This window comes from Pseudomonas sp. NFPP02, assembly GCF_900119355.1.
Taxonomy (GTDB): Bacteria; Pseudomonadota; Gammaproteobacteria; order Pseudomonadales; family Pseudomonadaceae; genus Aquipseudomonas; species Aquipseudomonas paracarnis.
Map to the genome: position 1 here is coordinate 138,699 of NZ_FPJI01000002.1, position 18,151 is coordinate 156,849.

Below are 18,151 nucleotides of genomic sequence, written 5' to 3' on the forward strand. Positions count from 1 at the left end.
AAGCGCGAAGCGCGTCTTCGCCTTCGGCGCGATGATAAGGTGGGTTTTTAAGTCTTGAAAATAATAAAAATACCATTTCATATTCTTTTTAGAAATATGTACAGCTCCCACATCGACAGTATTCAATCAGTTGAATACTGAGTCATAGGCAAACAATGCCGGCGCGCCACCGGTATGCAGGAAAATGATCGGCCCCTCTTCAAAGCGCTGGCGCCCGATGCCGTCGAGCAAACCGGCCATGGCCTTGCCGGTATACACCGGGTCCAGCAACAGACCTTCCTGGCTGGCCAAAAGTTTGATCGCCGAGAGGGTGCCAGCGTTTGGCTCGCCATACCGCGGCCCGAAATACTCGTCCCACAGGGTGACCTTGAAGGCGTCGGGGATAGCCACACCGAGCAACTCGGCAGTGCGTTCGGCCAGGCCCTGCACTTTCGGGAATTGCGCTTGCTCGGAGCGCGACACCGTGATGCCGATCACTGGCAGCTGCGGCAGTGCTTCGCTCAAGGCCAGGGCCAGGCCGCTGTGGGTACCCGCACTGCCAGAGGCGAGCACCACGGCGGCGAATTGAATGCCGCTGTCTTCAATCTGCGCGGCCAACTCCAGCCCGGCGCGCACGTAGCCCAGCGCGCCGAGTGCATTGGAACCGCCGATAGGCACCAGGTACGGCTTCTTGCCGTTACTGCGCAGGCGGTCGGCGAGGGCGTTGAGTTGGTCGTCGGCGTTGTCGAGGTTTTCCACCAACTCCACTTTGGCGTCGAACAGCTCCAGCAGCAGGCGATTGCCGTTGCCCAGGTAGTTGGGGTCGTCGGTGCCGGTAGGGTTTTCCAGCAGGGCAACACAGCCCAGGCCAAGCCTGGCGGCGAGCGCGGCGGTCTGGCGAACATGGTTGGACTGGATCGCGCCGGCGGTGACCAGGGTGTCGGCGCCCTGGGCGATGGCGTCGGCGGCCAGGTATTCGAGTTTGCGCAGCTTGTTGCCGCCCATGGCCAGCGGCGTGGTGTCATCGCGTTTGACGTAGATGTCCCTGCCCAGCCAAGCCGACAGCCGCTCGAGTTTTTCCAGGGCCGTGGCACTGCCCAGTAGTTCCAGACGGTTAAAACGGTCGAGCTGTTGTTTGATCATGGTTACGCACGGTGGCTGAGTGATTGGGGGACTATAGGCAGGCACTTTTCATCGGGCAACCGTCAATCGCTTATGACGAAATGTTCTTATGCTCACACCATTGGTTCTTAAGAGCTGCCTGGGTGCATACCGTAAAGTGATGGCCATTTCGTCAGGAGTGAATACCGTGAGTGAGCGTTCCAGTCATTGGCAATTGCAGACCATCGTCAGCCAACTGCGCGGCGCCCGCGACCAGTGGCGAACGCGCAATGGGCGCTTGAGTGGCGAGCATGGTGGCCGCGAGTTGCCGTCCCGCGAGGCGGTGGCACAGATTCTTGAGGCCTTGTGCGGCGCCCTGTTTCCGATGCGCCTGGGCCCGGCGGACCTGCGCGAAGAAAGCGAAGACTTCTACGTGGGCCATACCCTCGACGTCGCGCTCAACGCCTTGCTCGCCCAGGCGCGCCTGGAGTTGCGCTATGCCGCGCGCCAGAGCGGTGAGGACGACAGCGAAGTCAACGCCCACGCCATTCGCCTGATCCAGGATTTCGCCCTGGCGTTGCCATCCTTGCGCAGCCTGCTGGACACCGACGTACTGGCCGCCTACCACGGCGACCCGGCCGCACGCAGTGTGGATGAGGTGCTGTTGTGCTACCCGGGCATCCTGGCGGTGATCCACCACCGCCTGGCCCACCACCTGTACCGCGCCGGCCTGCCGTTGCTGGCGCGGATCAGTGCGGAAATCGCCCACTCGGCCACCGGCATTGATATCCACCCCGGCGCACAGATCGGCCCGAGTTTCTTTATCGACCACGGCACAGGCGTGGTGATTGGCGAGACCGCGATCATCGGCGAGCGGGTGCGCATCTACCAGGCCGTGACACTGGGCGCCAAACGCTTTCCGGCGGATGAAGATGGGCAATTGCAGAAAGGCCACCCGCGTCACCCTATTGTTGAAGATGATGTGGTGATTTACGCCGGGGCGACGATCCTGGGGCGGATCACCATTGGCCAGGGTTCGACCATCGGCGGCAATGTGTGGCTGACCCGCAGCGTGCCGGCCGGGGCGAATATCACCCAGGCGAACTTGCAGCATGATGATGGGGCGCAGAAGTAATACCTGAGCCAAACGCCGGTCAGTGTGGGAGCTGGCTTGCCTGCGATAGCGGTGTATCAGTCAACAGATGGGTGGCTGACCCAGCGCTATCGCAGGCAAGCCAGCTCCCACATTTCGTATGTATTTCACCGTCGGGTTGCTGAACGATTCGCCTCCTCCACGCGTCATACCAATCCCTGAGCTAGTGTAGGAAACACCTACCACTCAGCCCTGCGATTAGTCCAAGACCGCCTATTCATGTTTAACTTGAACGTTCGTTCAAGTTAAACCGGTGGTTCGCTGCCCGCTCACAACAGGAGGCTTACCTTTGCTGAGTCCGTTTTTTACAGCCATATCCCGCAACCTTGAGGTGCATCGTTCATGAGTGCATCGTCCACCCCTTCCAGCGGCATGGTGCGCATGAATGCGCCCGTTTTCTACTTTGCCGCCACCGTCATCCTGCTGTTCGGCATCACGGTCATCGCTATCCCGCAACAGGCCGGTGCCTGGCTGCTGGCGGCGCAAAACTGGGCGGCCAACACGGTCGGCTGGTACTACATGCTGGCGATGACGCTGTATCTGGTCTTCGTGGTGGTCACCGCGCTATCGGGCTACGGCAAGATAAAACTCGGTGCCGACCACGACGAGCCCGAATTCAGTTACCTGTCCTGGGCCGGCATGTTGTTCGCCGCCGGGATCAGCATCACGCTGTTTTTCTTTTGCGTCTCGGAGCCGTTGACGCACTTGGTGCAGCCGCCCCAGGGCGAAGCAATGAACGCCGATGCGGCGCGCCAGGCCATGCAGGTGTTGTTCCTGCACTGGGGCCTGCACGGCTGGGGCGTGTTCGCGTTTGTCGGCATGGCCCTGGCGTATTTCGCCTACCGGCATAACCTGCCGCTGGCGTTGCGCTCGGCGCTGTACCCGCTGATCGGCAAGCGCATCAATGGCCCTATCGGTTACGCCGTGGATGGCTTTGGCATCATTGCCACGGTGTTCGGCCTGGGCGCCGACATGGGCTTTGGCGTACTGCACCTCAACTCTGGCCTGGACTACCTGTTTGGCATTGCCCATACCCAGTGGATCCAGGTGGGCCTGATCACCCTGATGATGGGCGCGGCGATCATCGTGGCCGTGGCCGGCGTCGACAAGGGCGTGCGGGTGATGTCCGACATCAACATGCTGCTGGCCTGTGCGCTGCTGCTGTTCGTGTTGTTCGCCGGGCCTACCCAGCACCTGCTCAACACCTTGATCCAGAACATCGGTGACTATCTGGGGGCGCTGCCCACCAAGAGTTTTGATGTGTACGCCTACAACAAGCCGAGCGACTGGCTGGGCGGCTGGACGGTGTTCTACTGGGCCTGGTGGATCGCATGGTCGCCGTTCGTGGGCCTGTTTATCGCGCGCATTTCCCGTGGCCGCACCATCCGCGAATTCGTGTTTGGCGTGCTGCTGATTCCGCTGGGCTTCACCCTGGCGTGGATGTCGATCTTCGGTAACAGCGCCATCGATCAGGTGCTCAACCATGGCATGGCCGCACTGGGCCAGTCGGCGATCGATGACCCATCGATGAGCCTCTACCTGCTGCTGGAAACCTACCCGTGGAGCAAGACGGTGATCGGGGTCACGGTGTTCATCAGCTTTGTGTTCTTCGTGACCTCGGCGGACTCCGGCACTGTGGTGCTGTCCACCCTCTCGTCCAAAGGCGGCAACGCGGATGAAGACGGGCCGAAGTGGCTGCGTGTGTTCTGGGGCGCGATGACCGCCCTGGTCACCAGTGCGTTGCTGTTCGCCGGCAGTATCGACTCGCTCAAGTCTGCGGTGGTACTGACCTCGCTGCCGTTCTCGCTGATCCTGCTGCTGATGATGTGGGGGCTGCACAAGGCGTTCTACCTGGAGTCGCAAAAGCAGATTGCGCAGTTGCATTCCCTGGCGCCGATATCGGCTTCACGCAAAGGTCGAGGCGGCTGGCGCCAGCGCTTGAGCCAGGCCGTGCATTTTCCGTCGCGTGACGAGGTGTACCGTTTCCTCGACACCACGGTGCGCCCCGCGATTGAAGAAGTGACCGCCGTGTTTGTCGAGAAGGGCCTTACGGTGGTGACCCAGCCCGACCCGTCCAACGACAGTGTCAGCCTCGAAATCGGCCATGGCGAAGAACGTCCGTTCATCTACCAGGTGCAGATGCGTGGCTACTTCACGCCGTCGTTCGCCTTGGGCGGCATCGGCAAGAAAGAAATCAACAACCGCCGCTACTATCGGGCCGAAGTGCACTTGAGTGAGGGCAGCCAGGACTATGACCTGGTGGGCTACACCAAGGAGCAGATCATCAATGACATCCTCGACCAGTACGAGCGCCATCTGCAGTTCTTGCACATGGTGCGCTGATAGCGTTCCTCTCAAGTAGCTCTTTGCTGTAAAAGGAAGAGGCAGACTTAAGCGATTCAGCTGCTTAAAAGGCCCGGGAATATGCCTATTCCCGGGCCTTATTTGCCCTAGATCAAGAGAGGATTCGATGACGTACATTGCTGCCGAAAACCGCTATGAATCTATTCCTTATCGCCGCGTAGGCCGCAGTGGGTTGGTGCTACCAGCCCTGTCCCTGGGGTTGTGGCACAACTTTGGTGACAGCACCCCGATCGACACCCAGCGCGCATTGCTGCGCACGGCGTTCGACCTGGGTATCAACCACTTCGACCTGGCCAACAACTACGGCCCGCCCTACGGCAGCGCCGAGATCAATTTCGGTCGGTTGCTGCGCGAAGACTTCAAGCACTATCGCGACGAGTTGATCATCTCCAGCAAAGCCGGGTGGGACATGTGGCCCGGCCCTTACGGCCAGGGTGGCGGGTCGCGTAAATACGTATTGGCGAGCCTGGACCAGAGCCTGCAACGCCTGGGCGTCGATTATGTGGATATTTTCTACTCGCACCGCTTCGACCCCGACACGCCCCTGGAAGAGACCGCCAGCGCCCTGGCCACTGCCGTGCAACAAGGCAAGGCGTTGTACATCGGTATCTCGTCTTACTCCGGGGTTAAAACCCGCGAAATCGCAGCGTTGCTCAACGAGTGGAAAGTGCCGTTGTTGATCCACCAGCCGGCCTACAACCTGCTCAACCGTTGGGTGGAAAAAGACCTACTGGACACCACTGAAGAACTCGGCGCCGGGGTGATCGCCTTCACGCCGCTGGCCCAGGGTTTGTTGACCGATAAATACCTCAACGGGGTACCGGCCGATGCGCGGGTCAATCGTCCGGGTGGTGGCTCGTTGCAGGCCCAGCACCTGTCCGAAGCCAACATCGCCCATGTACGCGGCCTGAATGAAATCGCCAAACGCCGTGGCCAGAGCCTGGCCCAGTTGGCGCTGGCGTGGACGTTACGTGATCCACGGGTAACCAGTGCGCTGATCGGCGCAAGCCGGCCGGAGCAGATTATCGAGAACGTCGGGGCGTTGAAGAACTTGAGCTTCAGTGCTGAAGAACTGGCGGAGATTGATCGGTTTGCGCAGGAAGGTGGGATCAACCTGTGGGAAAAACCGTCCACTGCTGAATAACCTTACACCACTGGGTGACCGTTCCCACGCTCTGCGTGGGAATGCAGCCCCGGACGCTCGGCGTCCGCTTTAAAGTCGTGACGCAGAGCGTCACAGGAGGCGTTCCCACGCAGAGCGTGGGAACGATCTGTCGCCAAGCGTTAGAACGGCACATCCCCAAGAATCGTCGCCCGGTGCATCACCCGCCGCTGCGGCCGGTAGTCATCCACGGCGTAATGCTGGGTGACGCGGTTATCCCAGAACGCCACATCATTCTCGTGCCAGCGCCAGCGAATGGTGAATTCCGGGCGGGTGGCGTGGGCGAACAGCAGCTTGAGAATGGCCTCGCTTTCGGCCGGTTCCAGTTCATTGATTCGGGTGGTGAATCCGTCGCTGACGAACAGCGATTTACGCCCACTCACCGGATGCGTGCGCACGACTGGGTGCGATAGCGGCGGGTTTTTCTTGCGGGTCGCTTCCCAGCGCGCAAGGTCTTCGGCGGTGTTGCCAAAGCGCTCCAGCGGGAACGACTTGGTGAAATCGTGTGTGGCGGTGAGGCCATCGAGCAAGCGCTTTAGCGGTTCAGACAGTGCTTCATACGCCGCAGTCCCACTGGCCCACAAGGTATCGCCGCCGAAGGCTGGCAGCAGCTTGGCGCTGAGCACAGCGCCCAGGGCCGGCGTGGGCAGGAAGGTCACGTCGGTATGCCACACCGCGTTATCACGCACATCCGTGACGGCGGTGTCGAGGATCAGCACTTCGGGCTGTTCCGGCACGTTGGGGTAGATCGGATGGATGTGCAGGTCGCCAAAGTTTGCCGCGAACCGTGCCTGTTGCGCAGGGGTGATCGGCTGGTCACGGAAGAACAGCACCGAATAGTCGAGCAACGCCTGTTCAATGGCGTCGCGCTGTTCAGGGTTCAGCGGCTGAGCGATGTCGACGCCACTGATCTGGGCGCCCAGGGCGGTGCTTAATGGGGTAACGGTCAGGCTGCTCATTGTGGATTCTTCACTCAGTGTGCCTGGCCATGCCAGGGCACTAATTTACGCTGCAGGGCGCGCAGGCCCATTTCCATGGCGAAGGCGATCAGGGCGATCACCAGGATGCCCAGCAGCACCACATCGGTGACCAGAAACTGCGCCGCCGACTGCACCATGAACCCCAGGCCGCTGGTGGCGGCAATCAACTCGGCCGCCACCAGGGTCGACCAGCCCACGCCCAGGCCGATGCGCACACCGGTGAGGATATCGGGCAGGGCGCTGGGCAGGATCACATGGCGAATCAGTTGCGCGCGGCTAGCGCCCAACGACTGCGCAGCGCGTAATTTGGCCGGGTCGACGGTGCGCACCCCAGTGGCGGTGGCGATGGCAATCGGGGCGAAGATAGCGAGGTAGATCAGCAGCACCTTGGACAGCTCGCCAATGCCGCACCAGATCACGATCAACGGCAGGTAGGCCAGGGGCGGAATCGGCCGGTAGAACTCGATCAGCGGATCGAGAATGCCACGGGCAATACGGTTGGCACCGATGGCGATCCCCACCGGCACGGCGGTCAGTACTGCAAAGCTCAGGCCCAGGCCGATGCGACTGAGGCTCGCGCCCAGGTGCTGCCACAAAGTGGAATCCATGTAGCCGGTGGTTGCCAGCAGCCAGCCTTTTTGCAACACGGCGGACGGTGGTGGCAGGAACAAAGGTTCGATCAAACCGGTGGCGGTCACCGCCCACCACAGGGCCAGCAAGGCCGCCAGGGTCAGCAGGCTGATCCAGCGCGTGCTCAGGCGACGGCGCAGCGGGATCACGGGATGTGTCGCAGGCTCGGTGGCCGTGGCGGGAAGTTCGTAACTGCTCATGCGTACACCTGCCGTTGGGAGAACACTTTGCCCAGCACATGCTCACGGGTTTCGATAAAGCGCGGGTCGGATTTGATTGCGCGGGCTGATTCACCGGCGGCGTAACGTTGGCCGAAATCCAGCTGTAGGCGTTCGACGATCTGGCCGGGGTTGGGCGCCAGCAAGATCAAGTCGGTGGCCAGAAACACCGCTTCTTCAATGTCGTGGGTAATCAGGAATACCGGCTTGGCCGTGCGCCGCCACACTTGCAGCAGCAACTCCTGCATCTGTTCACGGGTGAAGGCATCCAGGGCGCCGAAGGGTTCGTCCATCAGCAGTACACGCGGGTCGGCCGCCAGCGCACGCGCCAGGCCGACGCGTTGCTTCTGGCCACCGGAGAGTTGCCAGATGCGGCGGTTGTCGAAACCGGCCAGGTCCACCAGCGCGAGCATTTCACGCGCCCGCACGTCGCGCTGCGCCTTGGGCACGCCGGCAAGTTCCAGGCCGAAAGCCACATTGGCCAGCACGTCTTGCCAGGGCAGCAGGGCGTCGTCCTGAAACACCACGCCGCGCTCGGCGCTGGGGCCTTTGACCGGCACGCCATCGAGGGTGATACGCCCGGCAGACGGTTCGACGAAGCCGGCAATCAGGTTCAATAACGAGGTCTTGCCACTGCCGGAGGGGCCCAGGGCGACCAGCAATTGCTGGGGCCCAAGCTCCAGTGAAATATCGGACAGTACCGGTTCCGGGGCGCCTGGGTACTGTGCGCTGATGCGCTCCAGTTGTAGCAAGGCCATCGCAGTGAACTCCTGGGTCAGTTGGTAATGAACTTGGCGCTGACATAAGGGGCGTAGTCGGGCAGCACGGCCTCGACCTTGCCTTGCTCCTTGAGGAACGCAGCGGTGTCGGTGACGGCCTTGGTGGTCGGTGCGCCCAGCAGGGTGACTTGGTCGGCGGCCAACGGGTAGACGTTGCCTTGCAGCAGCAAGGGGATATCGCTGGCCTTGGCGCCGGAGAGCTTCACCAGCTTGTCGACGTTGCCGGTATCGGCGAGCCAGGCTTGTGGGTCTTTGCGGTAGGCGGCGTAGGCATCCAGAGTGACCTTGGCGAAGGCGGTGACGATCTCTGGGTGCTTCTCGGCGAAGTCCTTGCGCACGATCCAGGCATCGAACGTCGGCGCGCCGAACTTGGCCAGCTCCCCGGAGGTGATCAGCACCTTGCCGGTTTCCTTGGCCACGCCCAGGGCTGGGTCCCAGACATAGGTGGCGTCGATATCACCGCGCTTCCAGGCGGCAATGATGGCCGGCGGGGCGAGGTTGAGAATGGTGACTTTGGCCGGGTCGATGTTCCAGTGTTTAAGGGCGGCGAGCAGGCTGTAGTGGCCGGTGGAAACGAAGGGCACGGCGATTTTTTTGCCGACCAGGTCCTGAGGGCTGTTGATCCCCGAACCGTTACGCGCCACCAGGGCTTCGGCGCCGCCGATCTGGGTGGCGACGAGGAAGGTTTGCACCGGGACTTTACGGGTTATCGCGGCGGTGAGCGGGCTGGAACCGAGGTAGCCGATCTGCACGTCGCCGGACGCGATGGCGGCGATGATGTCGGCGCCATTGTCGAATTTGCGCCAGTCGATCTTGGCGTTAGTGGCTTTTTCATAGGCGCCGTCGGCTTGGGCGACTTTGGCCGGGTCCACGGTGGTCTGATACGCAATGGTCACGTCCGCCGCCTGGGCAAACAGGCTGGCACCGGCCAGGGACAATGCGGCCAACAGGCGCAGAGGGGTCAGCAGTTTCAAAGGGAAGCTCCTCAATCAGGCGGCCGAGGGTCGGCGTGAGAGGAGACTAAATGATCTAAGAATTCGAAAATAAATAACTTTTTCGAATTAGCTTATGAGGGTAAATGGCGAAGCCTGTTTTCAGGCTGGCAGAATAATGTGGGAGCTGGCTTGCCTGCGATAGCGGTGTATCAGTCAACAGGTGGGTTGCTGACCTACCGATATCGCAGGCAAGCCAGCTCCCACAGGGGGAGCGAGCCTGAGGTTAGTTGCTGATGGCGAGGATGCTTGCCTGGTACGAACCGACAAACACATCGAAATCGCCTACTTCGTTCTGCTCCAGCTCTGCCTGTTGCGCCAGCGACGCACGGGCCAGTTCTTCAAAGTGCGCTTGTTCCTCAGGCGCCAAAGGTTCTTTGCGGAAGTATTCGGCATGGACTTCGCTTTGATGCAGGGAGAACTGCGCAAAGCTTTCCTTGCGCTCAGCCATGGCTGCCAACACCTGCGCCGACGGCGTCAGGGATGGGTCCTTGACCTTGGCCAACTGGGCGTCCAATGCCTCGCTGTGCTCGGTGATGCCATGGCTCTGATCGAGCAGGGCGGCCAGCGGGGCAATCTTCTCCAGCAACTCGGCCGCCCACTCCTTCATATCCACCGGCTGGCCGTCACGCTGCAATTGCAGGCCCGGACGGCGGCCTTCCTTGACCACGCTGAGGAAGTTGGAGGTGGCGTTGCCGCACTCGTTGTTGGCAAACAGTGGGCTGTCGTTCAGCGCGCAGTACAGCAGGAATGCGTCGAGGAACCGCGACTCTGGCAGGTCGATACCCATCGGCAGGAACGGGTTGATGTCCAGGCAGCGTACTTCGATGTACTGGATGCCGCGCGCCATCAACGCCTGGATCGGCCGCTCGCCGGTGTAGGTCACGCGCTTGGGACGGATGTTGGAGTAGTACTCGTTTTCGATCTGCAGGATGTTGGTATTGAGCTGTACCCACTCGCCATCCTTGTGCGTGCCGACTTCGACATAGGGCGCGTAGGGTGTTGCCACCGCTTCGCGCAGGCTGTCGGTGTAGCTGGCCAAATCGTTGTAGCACGGCGTCAGGCCGGCTTGGGCGTTGCTCTGGTAACCCAGGTCGCTCATGCGCAGGCTGGTGGCGTAGGGCAGGTACAGCGTGTCGGCGTCGAGGACTTCAAGCTGATGCGAGCGTCCGCGCAGGAAGCCGGCATCCAGGGCTGGCGAGGCACCGAACAGGTACATCAACAGCCAGCTGTAGCGGCGGAAATTACGGATCAGCGCGATATAGGCCGTGGATTGATAGTCACGGTCGGTGCCGACAAATCCTTCTGTTTCCTTGAGCAACGGCCACAACGCTTCCGGCAGGGAAAAGTTGTAGTGGATGCCGGCGATGCACTGCATGGTCTTGCCGTAACGCAGGGCCAGGCCCTTGCGGTACACGTACTTGAGCTGGCCGATGTTGGAGGTGCCGTAGTAGGCAATCGGAATATCTTCCTCGGCCGGCAACGGGCACGGCATCGAGGGGCTCCACAGGTATTCGCTGCCCAGCTTGGTGTAGGCAAAGCGATGGATCTTGTCCAGGCTGCTCAGAGTATCGGCCGGGTTCGGCAGGGCAGGGGTGATGAACTCCAGCAGCGATTCCGAGTAGTCGGTGGTGATCTGTTCATTGGTCAGCGCGGCGCCCAGGGCTTCGGGGTGCGGCGTTTGCGCCAGTCGACCTTCGTTGGTGACGCGCAGGCATTCGCGCTCGATGCCGTGCAAGCATTGCTCTAGCAGGGAGAGGTGTTCGCGCTTGCCGAGCAGGGCCAGGCGGCGGTTGAGAAGTTCGCTCAAGTTGGATTCCTTCACGCGTCAGTCGCCCCAATATGGGGGTGGGCAGGACGGTCTACAAGGGTGAAGTTGAAACTGGCGTGATCGCCTGGTTTTGAGTCGATTTGACCCGCTCTGAATCTGCCGACTTCACTCCATGAATTGGGCTACAGCGCAGCGAGAAAATTCCGACGCTGTTATCGCAGCGCCGAAATTAACTCAAATCGGGGGTGGGGAGCTATAGGACAGCGAACGTGCCCTGTGCTTTTGCGACAAGTCTTTCGCTCTGATACACGTCGGCCTCGACCACCAGGGTGCGGCGACCGGCGTGGATCACCCGGCTGGTGCACAACACCTCACCGTCTTCCACGGCGCGGATATAGTTGATCTTGCATTCGATGGTGGCGCTCTGCTGGTCGAAACCATGGGCGCTGGAACAGGCCAGGCCCATGGTTATATCCACCAGGCTGAAAATCGCCCCGCCATGGAGCTTGCCCGCGCGGTTGCGCAGGTGCGGCTCCAGGGTCAGGGCCACCTCGGCAACGCCCTCTTCCAGGCGTTGCAGGCGGCAGCCGATCAGTTCGCTGAATGCGCTCTGGGTCAAACCGGCCGGAATTTCCATCAGCGCTTCTTCAACTGTTTAGCGTTGGCAAACAGCGACGCCATGGCGTTGTTGCTTGGCGCGGCGGTGGTGGTTTCCTTGCGCGGGGCGTTGTTCTGCGACTGGCGCGGCGCCGAACCGGGGCGAGCGCCACGGGCACCATCGATTTTCTCGCCGGGGGTATCGCTCATGCGCATCGACAGGCCGACGCGTTTGCGTGGGATGTCGACTTCCATGACCTTGACCTTGACCACGTCACCGGCTTTCACCGCCTCACGTGGGTCCTTGATGAACTTCTCCGAAAGCGCGGAGATATGCACCAAACCGTCCTGATGCACGCCGATGTCCACGAACGCGCCGAAGTTGGTCACGTTGGTCACCACGCCTTCGAGGATCATGCCCGGTTGCAGGTCCTTGAGGTCTTCGACGCCGTCCTGGAACTCGGCGGTCTTGAACTCGGGACGTGGGTCGCGGCCAGGCTTTTCCAGCTCTTGCAGAATGTCGGTGATGGTCGGCACACCGAAGGTTTCGTCGGTGTACTTCTTCGGGTCCAGGCGCTTGAGGAACGCGGCATCACCAATCAACGAACGGATATCGCGGTCGGTTTCGGCGGCAATGCGTTGCACCAGCGGGTAGGCCTCCGGGTGAACTGCCGAGGCGTCCAGGGGGTTATCGCCGTTCATGACGCGCAGGAAGCCGGCCGCTTGTTCAAAGGTTTTTTCACCCAGGCGTGCGACTTTTTTCAGCGCAGCACGGGTTTTGAACGCGCCGTTTTCGTCGCGATGGCTGACGATGTTCTGCGCCAGGGTCGCGTTGAGGCCCGAGATTCGCGCCAGCAGTGCCACCGAAGCGGTGTTCACGTCTACGCCCACGGCGTTTACGCAGTCTTCCACCACCGCATCCAGGCCGCGTGCCAGCTTCAGTTGCGACACGTCGTGCTGGTACTGGCCGACGCCGATAGATTTAGGGTCGATCTTCACCAGTTCGGCCAGCGGGTCTTGCAGGCGACGAGCGATGGACACCGCGCCACGGATCGACACGTCGAGGTCCGGGAATTCCTTGGACGCCAGTTCCGAGGCTGAGTACACCGAAGCGCCCGCTTCGGAGACCATGACCTTGGTCATTTTCATGGCCGGGTATTTTTTGATCAGCTCGGCGGCCAGCTTGTCAGTCTCGCGACTGGCAGTGCCGTTGCCGATCGCGATCAGGTCGACCGCGTGCTTGGCGCACAAGGCGGCCAGGATCGCCAGGGTCTGGTCCCACTTGTTGTGCGGTACGTGTGGGTACACGGTGGCGTGGTCCAGCAGCTTGCCGGTGGCGTCGACCACCGCGACCTTGCAACCGGTGCGCAGGCCCGGGTCGAGGCCCAGGGTGGCACGCGGGCCAGCCGGTGCGGCCAACAGCAGGTCGTGCAGGTTATGGGCGAACACGTTGATCGCTTCGGTTTCGGCGCCGTCGCGCAACTCGCCCAGCAGGTCGGTTTCCAGGTGAGTGTAGAGCTTGACCTTCCAGGTCCAGCGCACCACTTCGCCGAGCCACTTGTCTGCCGGGCGGTTCTGGTTCTGGATGCCGAATTGTTGACCGATCATGCCTTCGCAGGGGTGCATGGTGCCCGGCAGCTCGTCACCGACTTTCAGCGCGGAGCTGAGAATGCCTTCGTTACGGCCGCGGAAAATCGCCAGGGCGCGGTGGGACGGCATGCTTTTGAGCGGCTCGTCGTGTTCGAAGTAGTCGCGGAACTTGGCGCCTTCTTCCTCTTTGCCGGCGATGACGCGGGCGCTGAGGATGGCTTCCTGCTTGAGGTAGGTACGCAGTTTTTCCAGGAGGCTGGCGTTTTCGGCGAAGCGCTCCATCAGGATGTACTTGGCGCCTTCGAGGGCGGCCTTGACGTCGGCGACGCCTTTTTCCGCGTCGATGAAGCGCGCGGCTTCGGTTTCCGGGGTCAACGATGGGTCGTTGAACAAGCCATCGGCCAAATCACCCAGGCCGGCTTCCAGGGCGATCTGGCCCTTTGTGCGACGTTTCTGTTTGTACGGCAGGTAAAGGTCTTCGAGGCGGGTCTTGGTGTCCGCGAGTTTGATGTCGCGTTCCAGTTGAGGGGTCAACTTGCCCTGTTCCTCGATGCTGGCGAGGATGCTGATACGCCGTTCGTCGAGTTCTCGCAGGTAGCGCAGGCGCTCTTCCAGGTGCCGCAGCTGGGTGTCGTCGAGGCTGCCGGTTACTTCTTTTCGGTAACGGGCGATGAAGGGCACCGTGGAGCCTTCATCCAGTAGAGCGACGGCCGCTTCGACCTGTTGTGGGCGTACGCCGAGTTCCTCGGCGATGCGGCTGTTGATGCTGTCCATAAAACCACCTGAAATTCTTAAAATCAGCGCGCCGGCCCGTAAAAACAAGGCTCGGCGAGGCTGGTTGAGCGGCCCGACTGGCGCCGCTGCCTGGGTCAAGAGGCTGGCTATTGACCCTCGAAATCGAAAAAGTCACGACAAGCGGGTAAAAAAAGCCCGGCAGCAAACGGTAACGATCTGACGTTGCCCTGCACGGAGGCGCCGCATTATAACCAGCGTTCCGCCCTTGGGGGCTACTGCGCCGCAGCTTGTAGGGCGCGGGTTCGCTGGCAGTAGATGAAAAATCTGCTAACAATGCACACGGTGCGTATAACGGCAGCTACGCCATAATGCGCGCCGAGATAAGAGGAGCATCCAATGAGCAGCACCGCACAAACTGCTGAAGGCGAAAAAATTCTCATCGTTGATGACGATCCGGGGCTGAGCAGCCTGCTGGAGCGTTTTTTCAACTCCAAGGGCTATCGTGCCCGCGCGGTGCCGAACACCGAACAGATGGATCGTCTGTTAGGGCGTGAAGTTTTCAACCTGGTCGTACTCGACCTGATGTTGCCCGGTGAAGACGGCCTCACCGCCTGCAAGCGCCTGCGCGGTGCGAACAATCAGATCCCGATCATCATGCTCACCGCCAAGGGCGATGAACTGAGCCGCATCAAGGGGCTGGAGCTGGGCGCTGATGACTACCTGGCCAAGCCGTTCAACCCCGATGAGCTGATGGCGCGGGTCAAGGCCGTGTTGCGTCGCCAGGCACCGGCGGTACCGGGTGCACCGGGCAGCGAAGACGAAAGCGTCACCTTTGGCGATTACGAATTGTCGCTGGCCACCCGTGAGCTCAAGCGCGGTGAAGAAGTGCACATGCTCACCACCGGCGAATTCGCAGTGCTCAAGGCCCTGGTGATGAACGCTCGCCAGCCGCTGACCCGTGACAAGCTGATGAACCTGGCCCGTGGCCGGGAATGGGACGCCCTCGAGCGCTCCATCGACGTGCAGATTTCCCGATTGCGCCGGATGATCGAGCCAGACCCGTCCAAGCCGCGGTATATCCAGACGGTGTGGGGTGTGGGTTATGTGTTTGTGCCGGATGGCACCGCAACCAAGTGACCGATGATTTGCAGGGGCGGGTATCCTGGCGTTTGACTCCATGAGGGGCGACGGGATGCTCGGCGTCTGCAATTCTGCGAGCGCCGCTCGTTCCTGCAAGGTGTGCAGCTTTCATCTATGAAAACCCCGCTGTGGTTCCCACAAAGTTTCTTCTCCCGCACCCTCTGGCTGGTGCTTATTGTCGTTCTGTTTTCCAAGGCGCTCACGCTGGTTTATCTGTTGATGAACGAAGACGTGCTGGTGGACCGGCAGTACAGCCATGGTGTCGCCCTGACGTTGCGTGGTTATTGGGCGGTAGACCCTGAGAACCGCGAAAAAGTAGCCAAGGCGTCGACGCTGACGCGGGTTGACGGCGCAGGTGTGCCTGAAGGCGAGCAGCATTGGCCTTACAGCGAGATCTACCAGCGCCAGATGCAGGCCGAGTTGGGTGCCGACACCGAGGTGCGGCTGCGTATGCATGTTTCGCCTGCGCTGTGGGTGCGAGCGCCAAGCCTGGGGGATGCCTGGATCAAGGTTCCGCTTTATCCGCACCCGCTGAGGGGGCAAAAAATCTGGAACGTGTTGGGCTGGTTCCTGGCCATTGGCTTGCTTTCAACGGCGTCCGCGTGGATTTTCGTCCGCCAGCTCAACCAACCCCTCAAGCGCCTGGTGTTTGCCGCTCGCCAACTGGGCCAGGGGCGCAGTGTGCGCTTGCCGGTCAGCGACACGCCCAGTGAGATGACCGAGGTGTACGGCGCCTTCAACCAGATGGCAGAAGATGTCGAACAGGCCGGGCGCGAACGCGAGTTGATGCTGGCGGGGGTGTCCCATGACTTGCGCACGCCACTGACGCGATTACGGTTGTCCCTGGAGTTGATGGGGGACCATACCGACCTCACCGATGACATGGTGCGCGACATCGAGGACATGGACGCTATTCTGGACCAGTTCCTGGCGTTCATCCGTGACGGGCGGGATGAAGTGGTCGAGGAGGTCGACCTCACCGACCTCGTGCGTGAGGTGGTTGCGCCCTATAACCAGAATGGTGAGCAGGTGCGCACGCGCCTGGAGCCGATCCAGCCGTTCGCATTACGCCGGGTGTCGATGAAGCGCCTGCTGAACAACTTGATTGGCAACGCCTTGCACCATGCCGGTTCCGATGTGGAAGTGGCGGCGTACGTTTCTGGCGACAGTGCCGCGCCTTACGTGGTGCTGAGCGTGATGGACCGTGGCACAGGAATCGACCCGGCGGAACTGGAAGGTATCTTCAACCCCTTCACCCGTGGTGACCGCGCCCGAGGAGGCAAGGGCACGGGGTTGGGGTTGGCGATTGTGCGGCGTATTGCGTCGATGCATGGCGGCAATGTCGAGTTGCGCAACCGGGAAGGCGGCGGGTTGGAAGCACGGGTGCGGCTGCCGCTGGGGTTGATGCTGCCTAGAGACGCTGTCTAACAAGCAATATGAATGCAAATGTGGGAGCTGGCTTGCCTGCGATAGCGGTAGTTCATTCAACGACGATGTTGAATGTACCGGCGTCATCGTAGGCAAGCCAGCTCCCACAGTGGTTTGCGGCGTGTGGCAGATGTGGGTATTCAGCCCTTTCCCTTGGTCCGAGTCATATTCGGCCCGCCATTCTTTTCCAGATGCTGAATGATGATCCCCGCCACATCCTTACCGGTGGTGGTTTCGATCCCTTCCAGGCCAGGCGATGAGTTTACTTCCATCACCAGGGGGCCATGGTTGGAGCGCAGGATGTCCACACCCGCCACGCTCAGCCCCATCACCTTGGCCGCCCGTAGCGCGGTCATGCGTTCTTCCGGGGTGATCTTGATCAGGCTGGCGCTGCCGCCACGGTGCAGGTTGGAGCGGAACTCACCGGGCTTGGCCTGGCGCTTCATGGCCGCGATCACCTTGTCGCCCACCACGAAGCAGCGAATGTCCGCGCCGCCCGCTTCCTTGATGTATTCCTGCACCATGATGTTCTGCTTGAGGCCCATGAACGCCTCAATCACCGACTCCGCCGCCGTTGCTGTTTCACACAGCACCACCCCGATGCCCTGGGTGCCTTCCAGTACCTTGATCACCAGCGGTGCGCCATTGACCATCTCGATCAGGTCGGGAATGTCGTCCGGAGAGTGGGCAAAACCGGTGACCGGCAGACCGATGCCCCGGCGCGACAGCAGTTGCAGGGAGCGCAGCTTGTCCCGCGAGCGCGCAATGGCCACGGATTCATTCAGCGGAAACACCCCCATCATTTCAAACTGGCGCAATACCGCGCAGCCATAGAACGTCACCGAAGCGCCGATACGCGGGATCACCGCATCAAAGCCTTCCAGGGGCTTGCCCCGGTAGTGGATCTGCGGCTTGTGGCTGGCAATATTCATGTAGGCACGCAACGTGTCGATCACCACCATTTCATGGCCACGTTCAGTGCCGGCCTCGACCAGGCGGCGGGTGGAATACAGACGCGGGTTTCGCGACAGCACAGCAATCTTCATGCAGCACCTGGGGCAGAAATAGTGGAGACCGGGAACACCGGCTTGTCTTGAACGTACTTGAGGCCCGGATTGACCACCAACTGGCCGTCAATCAGCGCCTTGGAGCCCAGCAGCAGGCGGTAACGCATGGCTTTGCGACAGGCGAGGGTGAACTCCACCCGCCATACCCGATCACCCAGGGCCAGGGTGGTGCTGATCACGTAGCGCACCTGTGCATGGCCGTTGGAGCTCTTGATGGTTTTCATCGTCACCAGGGGCGCTTCACAGCGGCGGTGACGCAGTTGCACCACGCTGCCCAAGTGCGCGGTAAAACGCACCCACTTTTCACCGTCGCGCTCAAAGGGCTCGATATCGGTGGCGTGCAGGCTTGAGGTACTGGCACCGGTGTCGATCTTCGCCCGCAGGCCCGCCACTCCCAAGTCGGGAAGTGCCACCCACTCACGCAGACCCACAACGGTCAAATGGTCAAATGTCTTCAATATGGTT

General features: G+C 61.2%; 15 protein-coding genes. 5 read left to right on the forward strand and 10 right to left on the reverse strand.

Annotated features, from left to right (window positions below; genetic code table 11):
• Positions 1-126: 126 nt before the first annotated feature.
• Positions 127-1,122, reverse strand: a complete 996-nt coding sequence (locus tag BT204_RS04055) for a D-cysteine desulfhydrase (RefSeq protein WP_034125487.1) — start codon at positions 1,120-1,122, stop codon at positions 127-129.
• A 166-nt stretch (positions 1,123-1,288) separates the two neighbouring features.
• Between BT204_RS04055 and epsC the strand changes: the two genes are divergently transcribed.
• The 3 genes from epsC to mgrA all read left to right on the forward strand — a co-directional run bounded on the left by epsC (position 1,289) and on the right by mgrA (position 5,741).
• On the forward strand, positions 1,289-2,215 hold the full coding sequence (gene epsC, locus BT204_RS04060) for a serine O-acetyltransferase EpsC (RefSeq protein WP_014716464.1): 927 nt from the start codon (positions 1,289-1,291) through the stop codon (positions 2,213-2,215).
• Between the two features lie 399 nt (positions 2,216-2,614).
• On the forward strand, positions 2,615-4,576 hold the full coding sequence (gene betT / locus BT204_RS04065) for a choline transporter BetT (protein WP_175550958.1): 1,962 nt from the start codon (positions 2,615-2,617) through the stop codon (positions 4,574-4,576).
• A gap of 127 nt (positions 4,577-4,703) precedes the next feature.
• A complete protein-coding gene (mgrA, locus tag BT204_RS04070) occupies positions 4,704-5,741 on the forward strand; it encodes an L-glyceraldehyde 3-phosphate reductase (RefSeq protein ID WP_034125489.1) in 1,038 nt (345 codons plus the stop codon).
• A gap of 140 nt (positions 5,742-5,881) precedes the next feature.
• Here mgrA and tauD read toward each other — a convergent pair whose 3' ends face one another.
• The 7 genes from tauD to BT204_RS04105 all read right to left on the reverse strand — a co-directional run bounded on the left by tauD (position 5,882) and on the right by BT204_RS04105 (position 14,090).
• A complete protein-coding gene (tauD, locus tag BT204_RS04075; RefSeq protein ID WP_072445760.1) occupies positions 5,882-6,718 on the reverse strand; it encodes a taurine dioxygenase in 837 nt (278 codons plus the stop codon).
• Between the two features lie 14 nt (positions 6,719-6,732).
• Positions 6,733-7,569: a taurine ABC transporter permease TauC gene (tauC, locus tag BT204_RS04080; protein WP_072445761.1), complete on the reverse strand. Its 837-nt coding sequence runs from the start codon at positions 7,567-7,569 to the stop codon at positions 6,733-6,735.
• Positions 7,566-8,345 carry a taurine ABC transporter ATP-binding subunit gene (gene tauB, locus BT204_RS04085; RefSeq protein WP_054896655.1) on the reverse strand — a complete coding sequence of 260 codons (780 nt, stop codon included), beginning with the start codon at positions 8,343-8,345 and terminating at the stop codon, positions 7,566-7,568. The genes tauC and tauB overlap by 4 nt, the downstream gene beginning before the upstream one ends.
• A 17-nt stretch (positions 8,346-8,362) precedes the next feature.
• Positions 8,363-9,340 (reverse strand): taurine ABC transporter substrate-binding protein, encoded by a 978-nt coding sequence (gene tauA, locus BT204_RS04090; protein ID WP_014716469.1) that lies wholly within the window; start codon positions 9,338-9,340, stop codon positions 8,363-8,365.
• 244 nt (positions 9,341-9,584) lie between these two features.
• Entirely contained in the window at positions 9,585-11,168 is a 1,584-nt protein-coding gene (gene gshA, locus BT204_RS04095; RefSeq protein WP_054920278.1) for a glutamate--cysteine ligase, read from the reverse strand.
• 214 nt (positions 11,169-11,382) lie between these two features.
• A complete protein-coding gene (locus tag BT204_RS04100) occupies positions 11,383-11,766 on the reverse strand; it encodes a PaaI family thioesterase (protein ID WP_052199927.1) in 384 nt (127 codons plus the stop codon).
• Positions 11,766-14,090, reverse strand: a complete 2,325-nt coding sequence (locus BT204_RS04105) for a Tex family protein (protein WP_054896653.1) — start codon at positions 14,088-14,090, stop codon at positions 11,766-11,768. Before BT204_RS04105 ends, BT204_RS04100 begins: the two co-directional genes overlap by 1 nt.
• A 357-nt stretch (positions 14,091-14,447) precedes the next feature.
• Here BT204_RS04105 and ompR point away from each other — a divergent pair, with 357 nt between their 5' ends.
• On the forward strand, positions 14,448-15,188 hold the full coding sequence (gene ompR, locus BT204_RS04110; protein WP_003187669.1) for an osmolarity response regulator transcription factor OmpR: 741 nt from the start codon (positions 14,448-14,450) through the stop codon (positions 15,186-15,188).
• Between the two features lie 117 nt (positions 15,189-15,305).
• Positions 15,306-16,619: an ATP-binding protein gene (locus tag BT204_RS04115; RefSeq protein ID WP_003187671.1), complete on the forward strand. Its 1,314-nt coding sequence runs from the start codon at positions 15,306-15,308 to the stop codon at positions 16,617-16,619.
• A 140-nt stretch (positions 16,620-16,759) separates the two neighbouring features.
• On the opposite strand, the gene rimK is transcribed toward BT204_RS04115, so the two are convergent.
• Positions 16,760-17,665, reverse strand: coding sequence for a 30S ribosomal protein S6--L-glutamate ligase (gene rimK, locus BT204_RS04120; RefSeq protein WP_003187674.1), 906 nt, complete (start codon positions 17,663-17,665; stop codon positions 16,760-16,762).
• The gene (locus tag BT204_RS04125) at positions 17,662-18,111 is read right to left on the reverse strand and encodes a retropepsin-like aspartic endopeptidase RimB (RefSeq protein WP_169856571.1); all 450 of its coding nucleotides are present in this window, start codon (positions 18,109-18,111) and stop codon (positions 17,662-17,664) included. The genes rimK and BT204_RS04125 overlap by 4 nt, the downstream gene beginning before the upstream one ends.
• Positions 18,112-18,151: the final 40 nt, after the last annotated feature.